This window comes from Desulfosarcina cetonica JCM 12296 (genome assembly GCF_001311845.1).
GTDB classification, from domain to species: domain Bacteria; phylum Desulfobacterota; class Desulfobacteria; order Desulfobacterales; family Desulfosarcinaceae; genus Desulfosarcina; species Desulfosarcina cetonica.
The window spans coordinates 1-10,055 of the sequence record NZ_BBCC01000212.1; the positions used below are offsets into that span (position 1 = coordinate 1).

Annotated in this window: 11 protein-coding genes; 6 read left to right on the forward strand and 5 right to left on the reverse strand. The window is 57.3% G+C overall.

What is annotated here, in order from left to right; genetic code table 11:
• On the forward strand, positions 1–522 hold a 522-nt coding region (locus JCM12296_RS29045; protein ID WP_172684161.1), incomplete at its 5' end, for a TolC family protein.
• On the forward strand, positions 501–1,706 hold the full coding sequence (locus JCM12296_RS29050; protein ID WP_054700332.1) for a multidrug effflux MFS transporter: 1,206 nt from the start codon (positions 501–503) through the stop codon (positions 1,704–1,706). The genes JCM12296_RS29045 and JCM12296_RS29050, both read left to right, overlap by 22 nt.
• 33 nt (positions 1,707–1,739) lie before the next feature.
• Here the strand turns inward: JCM12296_RS29050 and JCM12296_RS48340 are convergent, their stop codons facing one another.
• The 3 genes from JCM12296_RS48340 to JCM12296_RS29060 all read right to left on the reverse strand — a co-directional run bounded on the left by JCM12296_RS48340 (position 1,740) and on the right by JCM12296_RS29060 (position 3,324).
• A complete protein-coding gene (locus tag JCM12296_RS48340) occupies positions 1,740–2,246 on the reverse strand; it encodes a hypothetical protein (RefSeq protein ID WP_281492192.1) in 507 nt (168 codons plus the stop codon).
• The gene (locus tag JCM12296_RS48345; protein ID WP_218188341.1) at positions 2,144–2,761 is read right to left on the reverse strand and encodes a class-II aminoacyl-tRNA synthetase family protein; all 618 of its coding nucleotides are present in this window, start codon (positions 2,759–2,761) and stop codon (positions 2,144–2,146) included. Before JCM12296_RS48345 ends, JCM12296_RS48340 begins: the two co-directional genes overlap by 103 nt.
• A gap of 113 nt (positions 2,762–2,874) precedes the next feature.
• On the reverse strand, positions 2,875–3,324 hold the full coding sequence (locus JCM12296_RS29060) for an SRPBCC domain-containing protein (RefSeq protein WP_054700334.1): 450 nt from the start codon (positions 3,322–3,324) through the stop codon (positions 2,875–2,877).
• Between the two features lie 168 nt (positions 3,325–3,492).
• Between JCM12296_RS29060 and JCM12296_RS51635 the strand changes: the two genes are divergently transcribed.
• Positions 3,493–3,831 carry a hypothetical protein gene (locus JCM12296_RS51635; protein WP_157067992.1) on the forward strand — a complete coding sequence of 113 codons (339 nt, stop codon included), beginning with the start codon at positions 3,493–3,495 and terminating at the stop codon, positions 3,829–3,831.
• A gap of 116 nt (positions 3,832–3,947) precedes the next feature.
• Here JCM12296_RS51635 and JCM12296_RS29065 read toward each other — a convergent pair whose 3' ends face one another.
• Positions 3,948–6,008, reverse strand: coding sequence for a glycoside hydrolase family 15 protein (locus JCM12296_RS29065; RefSeq protein ID WP_218188342.1), 2,061 nt, complete (start codon positions 6,006–6,008; stop codon positions 3,948–3,950).
• Positions 6,009–6,315: 307 nt separating this feature from the next.
• Here JCM12296_RS29065 and JCM12296_RS29070 point away from each other — a divergent pair, with 307 nt between their 5' ends.
• From JCM12296_RS29070 to JCM12296_RS29080, 3 genes are all read left to right on the forward strand, one after another.
• Complete coding sequence (locus tag JCM12296_RS29070) at positions 6,316–6,564, forward strand: hypothetical protein (RefSeq protein WP_157067993.1); 249 nt, start codon at positions 6,316–6,318, stop codon at positions 6,562–6,564.
• Positions 6,565–6,830: 266 nt separating this feature from the next.
• Positions 6,831–8,003 (forward strand): histone deacetylase family protein, encoded by a 1,173-nt coding sequence (locus tag JCM12296_RS29075; protein WP_083456623.1) that lies wholly within the window; start codon positions 6,831–6,833, stop codon positions 8,001–8,003.
• Positions 8,004–8,021: 18 nt separating this feature from the next.
• A complete protein-coding gene (locus tag JCM12296_RS29080; protein WP_054700337.1) occupies positions 8,022–8,591 on the forward strand; it encodes a GNAT family N-acetyltransferase in 570 nt (189 codons plus the stop codon).
• A gap of 37 nt (positions 8,592–8,628) precedes the next feature.
• Here JCM12296_RS29080 and JCM12296_RS29085 read toward each other — a convergent pair.
• Positions 8,629–10,055: SDR family oxidoreductase (locus JCM12296_RS29085; RefSeq protein WP_054700339.1), on the reverse strand; the 1,427-nt coding region annotated here is incomplete at its 5' end.

Here is a 10,055-nt window from a genome sequence, read left to right on the forward strand (position 1 = left end):
GCCGCCCAGAGCGCCCGCATCGGTGTGGCCACGGCCGACCTCTACCCGAAATTCCAGCTGCTCGGCTCCATCGGCCTGGAATCGATCAACTCCGGTGATTTCTTCGACGCGTCCAGCCGCTTCTGGAGTCTGGGGCCATCGGTCTCCTGGCGGATCTTCGACGCCGGGGCCATCCGGCGCAATATCGAGGTTCAAAGCGCCATCCAGGAACAGTATCTGGCGGTCTATGAGGGCGCCGTGCTGAGCGCCTTGGAAGAAGTCGAAAATGCCCTGACAGCCTACGCCGAGGAGCAATTGCGCCGGGCCCACCTCAGGGAGGCCGTGGATGCGGCCCAGCGCGCCGCCGATCTGGCCCGGGATCGGTATTCCGCCGGCTTGGTGGATTTCACCAGCGTGCTGGATGCCCAACGCAGCTTGCTCTCCTTCCAGGATGCCCTGGCCCAAAGCGAAGGCACGGTCACGACCGACCTGATCACCCTTTATAAAGCCCTTGGGGGCGGATGGGAGCACGTATCCCCGTGACCGTGAGCACGCGCCTTCTCTTTTTAATCGCCCTGTTGGCAGCCTTTCCGCCGCTCTCCACGGACATGTACCTGCCGGCCATCCCCGAATTGCGCGCGCAATGGCAGCAGCCGATCATGGTGATCAACCTGACCCTGATCGGTTTTTTCATCGCCTACTGCGTGTTCCTCTTGGTGTATGGCCCGATTTCCGACCGCTACGGCCGCCGCCGGCCCCTGATGGTGGGCACCGGCATCTATATTGCCGCCAGCCTGGCCTGCGCCCTGTCCGACGGTATCCAGATGATGATCGTCGCGCGGGTATTTCAGGCGGCCGGCGCAGCGTCGGCCTCGGCCCTGAGCCTGGCCATCTGCAAGGATCTCTTTGACGCCGAATCGCGCGAGCGTGTCATGGCCCACATCGCCGTGATCATGGCCCTGGCCCCCATGCTGGCCCCCATCATCGGCAGCTGGGTGATTTATTGGGCCGACTGGCGCTGGGTTTTCGTGGTCCAGGCGCTGATGGGTGCGGTGGCCTTTTTGGGCGTCTACCGCATGACCGAGCCGCTGAAAACCTTCAGCACGGTCAGCCCCCGCAAAGTGATCGGTGTCTACATCCGTCTGCTGGGCAACGGCCGCTACACCAGCCTGCTTTTGGCCATGTCACTGCTGGTTTTTCCCATGTTCGCCTTCATCGCCGGATCGTCGGAGATTTACATCTCCCATTTCGGGCTCAGCGAACGCCAGTTCGGCATCTTCTTTGGCGCCAACGCCATGGCGAGCATGCTTGGTTCCCTGGTTTTCGGGCGGATTTCGCTCTACATTCCCACGCAAAAGCTCGTCACCATCTCCTTCGCCGGGGTCCTGACCGCCGGGATCTGGATGCTTGTGTGGCCACACACCTCCCCTTGGAGCCTGACCCTGCCCATGGCCATGATGACGTTTTTCTTCGGGTTGAACCGGCCGCCGACGAACAACCTCATCCTGGAGCAGGTCCATCAGGACGTGGGCGCGGCATCTTCCCTTTTGGTTTTCACCTTCATGATTCTGGGCGCCGGCTCCATGGGGATCGTCTCCCTGCAATGGCCGGACAAGATCAACGTCCTGGGCACCATGGCAACCGTCAGCGGCGGGCTGACGCTCTTGTTCTGGCTGCGCTACAAAAACGTTTTTCTCGCGGCCCTGCCCACCCACCGGCGACGATAACGTCTCCCCCTGAGGTTGCAGGATGAATAGCGGCTACTCGAGCAAATGGATGTTCTTCTTTGCGCAGATATCCTTAAGCACCTTGGGCCATATGGAGACCGTCACCTCTCCAAGATGAGCCGTACGCAACAGGTACATGAAGGTTCTGGCCTGTCCGATGCCGCCACCGATACTGAGCGGAATTCGGTCGTTGATAATGGCGCGGTGGTACGGAAGACTGAGAAAATCCTCCTGATCTGACATTTTGAGCTGAAGTTTAAGCGTTTGCTTCGTAACCCGTATGCCCATCGACGTCAGCTCGTGACGCCGTTTCGTCACGGGATTCCACACCAGGATATCTCCGTTCAAGCCATGATACTGCTCGCCGTTCTTGAAGATCGTCTCGGTTGCCCAATCGTCGTAATCGGCAGCGCGCATCTCATGCGGGTAACCGTCCTTCAAAGGCCAGCCGATGCCAATGATGAAGACCGCCGGCGCGTGATCAAGAAGGATCCGCGTCTCACGCTGCTTCCGGGGTAGGTCCGGGTATAAGTCGAGAATCTCCTCGGCGTGGAAAAAAGTGAGTTTCTCCGGAAAATCAGGATAATTGGACGTCTTGAGGGGGGATACAGATCCTGCACCAATTGGCCGGCGCCGCGGATCACCTTCCATATGCGGTTAACGATATTTTTTAGAAAATCGAGTGTACGGTCTTCCGGTTTTATGGCCAACTCCCAATCCCACTGGTCTACGTAGGCGCTATGGTCGTGGTCGAGGAAGTAGTCCTTGCGCACAGCTCTCATATCGGTGCAAATACCCTCGCCGACCTTGCAGGCAAACTGATGCAAAGCCATGCGCTTCCACTTCGTGGCTGCCTGAACGACTTGGGCTTGTAGGGGCGTATCGAGTCCCAGCCCACATGGAAATTCCACCGGTGTTCGCGACCCGTCGCGGTCCAAGTAATCGTTCACGCCGCTGTCTTTATCGACGATAAGAGGGACCTGAACCATCTGTAGATTGAGTTCCTTGCACAGATGGGCTTCAATGTAATTCTTGATGGCAAAAACGGCCTTCATTCTATCCATCGGAGAAAGAAGGGCTTGGTAATCATCGGGCAAATCCTGTGCGATTTTTTATAGTCACCTATTCCCGGCCCGGCCAGGTCGACGCGCTTGTCTGTCATAGGGTTTCATCTCCAATCGGCTAACGGTTTATGTGAAATTACGCTATGTCGCATCTTTTTTTTTAATGCTTCATTCATTAGAATAAATCCCCTTTTTGTATTTTCCAAAACTTTCCCAAGCAAACTGACCAATAGTCCACTGAATTTCTCACCTTGAATCAAAGTCGCGGTTCCATCATCATTGCCATTGATAAGGAAATAATGCTCTCCATCAAAAATCCCCTTGATGATAAACTTTCCTTTCCAACGAAGCTCCCTTCCTGACTCAAACCGTAAAATCAAAGGATTACGCTCTGGTGGTTGAACTTCAACAGCAAGATGTCCACCCACCTCTTTGTTACCGGAAATAGACTTGATAAAAGGATTCCAATCTGGATAACGCTCAAAATCTATCAAGACAGACCATATTTTATCCGGTTTTGCGTTTATCATGATTTCTGTTTTTATCTCTCTCATTTTTTCCCTTATTAAAGCCTATGTTATGAGAATAACTCATATCTAAGACGAACCCATGTCAACAAGATTTTTACTGGATGACGAGCGTCCCTGGTGTCAGGGTTAAATGGGCGCTGATAATGCTTATCGTAGAGATGAATGAAACCTATCGGAAAAGGAGGTGCATGAATGCAGCTATCTGAATTTTCCCAAACGGGCAATCTGCTGACCCTGGTTGTCCGCGCACCCATTGATAAGCGGCGCTTCCGGGCAATCTGCCGGGATATGGATCAGGCCGTGCCGGCACTTGGAACCGTGCGGATAGTGATCGTCATGCGGCACTATCGACCTTCAACAGTGCCGAGGATTTTCTGGACGACCTTCGGTTCCTGCGCCTGTATGAACACGCCATCGAGGCGGTTGCCGTTGTTTGCGATCGTTCGTGGAAGGATTCCCTGGTGGGCCTGTTCAGTCTGTTCAGCGGTATCCGGATGGATTTTTTCAGTATGGATCAACCGGATGCCCTGACGGCATGGGCCCAAGGCGCATAACCCTGTTCACGGCCGTACATCCCCGCCATCGGATGCAGCGGATTCGCGACAACCCGCCGGTTGGTGGTTATACAAGTTCTTCAACGAATTTCTTCATGCGTGCCACGGCCGCCTGCCGACGCTTGGCCCATTTTGTCCGATACCTTTTTCCATGGATGGTCCAATGGGTTCCCAGTGGGTTTGGTGGCTCAACTGTTCCCGCGACGCCATCAAGCTTTGCTGCATCTGATTTACAGCCAGCCAAAGGTTCGCTTGGGTCCAAAGAAGCGGGCAATGGTCGTTGGGCACATAGCGGCCATTTTCCAGATAGTAGGCTTCGGGCGCAAGCAACATCGAGGCGTCTGCCGAACCGGCATATAACTGGGCAAGCGAACGATTCAAATGAGCGGTTTGCAGTTCAAGAAATGCCTTGGCCTCCCTCGTCTTGCCTTCATTTTGGCAACGAAGATGCCATCGCCCGTAGATGACTGAAAGGATGGGATCAAAAAGGCACCACTGTGCTTCCTCGCCAGGCCGAACGTGCCGATCGCGCGCCTCCATGCTGCCACTGAAATCCCCCGTGAGTTTCCAGCCGGAAATCCGTTTATACCACGGGATTTTTTTGTAGTCCGGAAACCAATAAGAATCACCCAAATAACGACGAATGCCGTAGTCGCCCTGCAGATGCGTTCTCACGTCCGCCAGAACCCCTGCCGCATCCTCTCCGTCGAGAACCTCCAAGGGGTAGATCAGGAACAGCAACGCGCTGTCATAACGCCGATGGCAATCTTGATTGCTGGACGTTGACGCCACCGACCCCACTGACTCATTGGGTAAAATTCTCTTGAGCGCCTTTTCTCCCTCATGGCGAAGATCTTGGAGCTGGGGTAGATCAAGTCCACGATGGTCGGCCAGCCGCTTCAGTTTCGGATTGTTCTCCAACAGGTGCTCAAACTCGCGCAAACCGGCGATGACCGTTCCGATGGACGACGCGGAAACTTTGCGCACTTCTTCCCAGTGACCGCTATCCCGGTCCTGCCAATAGCGGATTTTTTTGAAATATCGCGGAAAATCCGCCAAACATTCCAGGTCCGCGTCGCTCGGGTGGACCACCGCGTCCTTCACCAGCTTGCAATAGAACCAAAGGAAATAGCCCAATGCGTCATTCTGGGCATGAGGCCATTTCTGGCGGACCGCGGACAACTCGCGGCCGTCGAAACGGATGTGTGGACGATTCATCGGATCCGCCGCGAGTGCTTTTTCCGGGTCCACCTCAGCATCCTCAACGATCGCACGAAAGCGCTTTTGCTGGGTGTGGAAAAACCGCATCAATGCGGACAGGTTGCGTCCAGCCGTGATTCTATCGCCACAAATCCAATGGGCGTGAGCGACATGCACGTTGTCGCGGACCCATACATATTGATAGCCGGATTTATCGTTCTCACCGGCAGAACTGGCGGCGGAAAACAAACCGTTGGGCAGCCCCTTGAAGAGAAATACGCCCTTCTGATCCAAAAAAACACGCAGGGCTTGGAATTCATCAGGCGTATATGCGGCCCGGAACAGCCCCCCCAGCTTTCGATTTTGATATTCCGGCAAATGAAATGGCGGGGACAGCGTCTTGATCAACCCGCGGCACTTCCGGTTGGTGAACATGGCCAGCACGAATCCAAACAAAGCCGAAGCAATCAAAATGCCGTCTTCCTTTGAAGGCTGCGCATACCATTGCCAAAAAAGCAGCCAGGTTTGCTCGGAAGGTTCGAATTTATAGAAGGTTTGGCGAAGCAAGCCAATTCCGCCCACGGCAAGACAGATGGCATATGTCGACCATCGCTGCGCCCAATCTTCAGACCGAAAAACCATCTTATTGTGCCGTGCGAAACATTCATAACTGTCGCCGTGGACATTTGCGTAGAACCTGCCGATTGCGATCATGCGCACGGACAGCCCCGCGCATAGGAGATCCACGTAAATGCAAACCAGCGGAATCAGCGCCAGCAAAAGATAAAACGGCTTGTTCCCCCCAGAGCCCAATGCGGCCGCACCCAATCCCGCCACCAAAATCAACTTCCACTTCAAATAATCGACGCCCGCTGACTGCGCATTGAGAATCTCGTCTGGGAGCTTGTTTATTCGTCCAGACAACCCATTGGGGTCATTCTGTTTATCTTCCATGTTGAATCCCAAAAAGATCTCTTGAAAAGTTTGACGGATTCGTAAAAATCCCGATATCGGCGTTACGCTTCATCCTTCGTCACTGCGGCGTACGCTAAGTACGCCTCATTCCTCAGGATTCGCAAGCCTTGATCTCGGGCTTTTTACGAATCGTCGGGGATGCGACTTTTTACGAGTCCATCAAGTTTACTTCTATTTTTAAAGGTTTCCCCTTTGATGTCAACTGGCATGAATATTGATGTTCATTCGGTAGGATAACGGACAATGTATATCTGGAAAAATGAACGATCAACAATGGAGGTGAGCCATGAAACATGCCGCCAATGCCCACCGGATGGCCAAAGAGATCACGAGCTGCCCTTACTGTGGTGCACAAACCAGGATCGAACTGGCCCCTGACTATGCCCCCAAGTTCGTCCATTGCGAGGCCTGCGGTGCCCGATTCATTGTCGAACGCCTGGCCAAGGGATATCAATTGTTGACCGTGGAAGAGGCCCCCTGCTGCAGTAATCCTGAATGCCGCGAGCAAGAGATGGGCGGATACGACGAAGAATGAAGTCGTTGGGTGGGTTCGACGTCGGTGCGCAGACAGGGCCGGTAACATAAAGTAACACTCTTCCGATGTTATCGGAACGTTACTTCCGGGAAAAGCAACAGAAGGTTTGTATGCCAATCGCTGTCCTTTAATTCTTCTGTGGTGCTGATGAATTTTTCCTGCACCCTGAAAGTTGCAGGCAGGGCCCACGGATTGACCTAACCCGCATGGCCATTACCTTATTAAGAAGAATCAAATGATTCAACTCGATGAGGAGTGCCCATGCCATGCGCCCGAAAGATTCACCACGTCCGAAACCCGCGCCCCCCGCATCGCTCCGCCGGAGAACCGGCATTGTCAAGGATCCACGCTATGCGGAACACTGCATGGGCCCTGGTGAGCCGGAATGCCCGGAGCGGCTGGATGTGCTCTACCCACTGCTCGATGAACCCGAGTTGGCCGACGCGGTCACCATCATCACCCCGCGGCCGGCCAAAAATGCCGAACTGGAAACAGTGCATGCAGCGCGCTACATCCGCCGGCTGGAAGCCACCGCCGGCGGCACACCCACCTATCTTGACGAGGACACGCGCACTGCTCCGGGTTCCCATGATGCGGCCCTATTGGCTGCCGGCGGCCTGTGTCGTGCCATCAAGGCGGTTCACACCGGTCAGGTGGACAACGCCTTCGCTTGGGTACGGCCTCCCGGCCACCATGCCGAACGCGCGGCATCCGGCGGGTTCTGCCTCTACAACAACATCGCTATCGGCACTCGCTTTGCCCAAAACCGGCTGAAGCTCGCCCGTATTCTGGTGGTGGATTTTGACCTGCATCACGGCAACGGCACCCAGCATTGCTTTGAAGACGATCCATCGGTGCTTTTTTTCTCGACCCACCGCGCGTTCACCTACCCGCATACCGGACGGGTGAAGGAAATCGGCAAGGGGCCGGGGCGGGGTTTTACAATCAATACGCCCCTGCTCTCCGGTGCTGGTGACGGCGATTTCCTGGCGCTTTTCGAACGCCTGCTGCGCCCCGTGGCCATGGCCTTTAAGCCGGACCTGGTCCTGGTGAGCGCCGGTTTTGACATCCACACCCAGGATCCGCTGGGCGGCATGCGGGTCACGCCCGACGGGTTCGCCGCCATGACCCGGATCCTCATGGAGGTTGCCGATGCGTGCTGCCAGGGCCGGCTGGTGTTGGCCCTCGAAGGCGGCTACGATCTTGATGCGCTTCGGGCGTCGGTTCGGGAAGTTCTTCGGGAGATGACCGGTCGGCGTCGCACCGACATCCGGCCGATGCTGGCGGCGGCCGATCAGAAGCGGGTCGATTACATATGCTGGCGGGTCAGCGAGGCCCACCGAAAGTACTGGCCCTGCCTAAACGGGCAACCCGTGCCGACCGTACGCGCCCGCCTCAAGGGCATGCTGGCCCGATGGGCGGCCTATTTCAAAAGCTGAGCAAAGGAGTCATTCGGCATGCCGTTCAGGGAATCCATTCAACGGTTGGTCGAGAAGATGAAAACCTGCGAGGAATGGCTCGAGCTGCGCCGGGATCTGCGAGAACCGATCCCCGACCGGACGCTTCCCGATGCACTGCAAATGCGCTGGGCGGAAAAAGACGATCTTTTCGCCATCAACGCCTTGCAGGGATTCGTCAAGGAGACCGATTTTATGGAGGCCGCCCTGCGCCGGGGCGACCGCTGCCTCTTGCTGGAAAGCGAAAACCGCATTCAAGCCTTTGCCTGGGTCACCTTCACCGACGTCCGCCTGGCTACCTGGTACACCCTCCGGCTGGCGCCCGGCGAATCCTACCTGGTCTATATCTTCGTGCATCCAGCCTTCGCCGGCCGTGGGATAGGCTCGACACTGCTAGCTGCGCTGATGGCGGCAGTGCGCGATGGGGGCGGGATCCACATGATTTCAGGCATGTACAGCAACTGGCGGGTATCCCTGGGCATGCACACGAAAATGGGCTTCCGGGTCCATCGCCGGCTTACCCAGTGCCGGCTGATGGGCATCTTTCCGACTCCGCCGAAGGTCGCCTGAAGACCCACGTCGGTAGTACGACCACCGGAAGCACGGTCTATCGCCGGCACACCAACGGTTCCCTGATGGAAGTTTTCTCCGGACCGCGCACGACTTTCATTCCGATCCGGGCTGCCACCGCCCGCAGCATCCCCTCGAAAAGCCACTGATGGGTGGGCAGCAGCGCATACCAGTATAGGATTCCGCCCAAGCCGCGCGGCAGGAAGCGCGAAACCATTTTAAGCTCCACGCGTCCGGCCGTTTGGGGGGTAATCACAAATTCCAGTAAAGCATCCCCCGGGGCCTTCATCTCCGCCAGAAGCAACAGCCGCCGGTTCGGTTCCAGGGCGATTACGCGCCAGAAATCAAGGCCGTCGCCCACCCGCAAGTCCGTGGGATGGCGCCGCCCGCGCCGTAATCCCGGGCCGCCGACCAGGCGATCCATGGCGCCCCGGATGTGCCAGAGCAACTGGGCAAAATACCAGCCTTCGCGACCACCGATCCGGGTCACGGCGCGCCACACGGTCTGTTCGTCACCCGCCAGGACAATCCGGTGGGCGCCGCCCATCACGGTTCCGCCGGCATATTCGGCGTCCCCGCAGGTGGTCCACTCGGGTGGCAGGCGCCCGCCGCCGTCGAACCAACAGGTCTCCACCTGCTCCTGGCGGATCCGCGCCAAGGCCGTTTGAATAGCCTCCATGGCGGACATGCGCCGGATCGGAACCAGATCCAAAATGCGCCGGTCCTGGCAAGTCACCGGAATGGCGAGTCCCTCGGCAAGGGGCTGGGCGATGGACGCCGGCACCGGTGTAATCAGGTGGACCCATTTGGCGCTGAGCCACGGCGTTAGCACCGGTACGGGAATGATGATCCGCGGCCGCAACCCGGCAACCCGGGCGTACGTCTGGATCAGATCCTGATAGGTGAGGACATCCGGCCCGCCGATATCGAAGGTCTGACCGGTTGTCCCCGGTTCCGTCAGGCAGCCGATCAGATAGTCAAGCACATTGCCGATGGCGATGGGCTGACAGGGCGTCCGCACCCAGCGAGGGGTGACCATCACCGGCAACCGGTCCGCCAGGTAGCGCAGCATTTCAAAGGAAGCGCTGCCCGACCCCAGAATCATGGCGGCCCTTAAAATCGTCACCGGTACCGGGCCGTTCGTAAGGATATCTTCGACCTCGTGGCGCGATTTAAGATGCGGGCTCAAGGCCTCGTGCTCGCGAGCCCCCAAACCGCCCAGGTAAATGATGCGCTCCAAACCGCCCAGGTGGCCGGCCTCGACCATGTTGGCGGCCGCCCGGCGGTCGGCGTCGGCATAATGGCCCTTTTGGGCGTTCATGGAATGGATCAGGTAGAAGGCGCTCCCACAGCCGGCAGCAGCCCGCACCAGAGCCTTGCGATCCAGCGCATCGCCAGCCGCAATGGTCAGCTTGGGATGACGCCCCCATGGCCGGCAGCGCAGACGCTCCGGCGACCGCGCCA

Bases quoted from the DNA above. Each gene is read 5' to 3' on its own strand.
- JCM12296_RS29050 (WP_054700332.1), top strand. From the start codon at position 501: ATGGGAGCACGTATCCCCGTGACCGTGAGCACGCGCCTTCTCTTTTTA.
- JCM12296_RS48345 (WP_218188341.1), bottom strand. From the start codon at position 2,761: ATGAAGGCCGTTTTTGCCATCAAGAATTACATTGAAGCCCATCTGTGC.
- JCM12296_RS29060 (WP_054700334.1), bottom strand. From the start codon at position 3,324: ATGAGAGAGATAAAAACAGAAATCATGATAAACGCAAAACCGGATAAA.
- JCM12296_RS51635 (WP_157067992.1), top strand. From the start codon at position 3,493: ATGCAGCTATCTGAATTTTCCCAAACGGGCAATCTGCTGACCCTGGTT.
- JCM12296_RS29065 (WP_218188342.1), bottom strand. From the start codon at position 6,008: ATGGAAGATAAACAGAATGACCCCAATGGGTTGTCTGGACGAATAAAC.
- JCM12296_RS29070 (WP_157067993.1), top strand. From the start codon at position 6,316: ATGAAACATGCCGCCAATGCCCACCGGATGGCCAAAGAGATCACGAGC.
- JCM12296_RS29075 (WP_083456623.1), top strand. From the start codon at position 6,831: ATGCGCCCGAAAGATTCACCACGTCCGAAACCCGCGCCCCCCGCATCG.
- JCM12296_RS29080 (WP_054700337.1), top strand. From the start codon at position 8,022: ATGCCGTTCAGGGAATCCATTCAACGGTTGGTCGAGAAGATGAAAACC.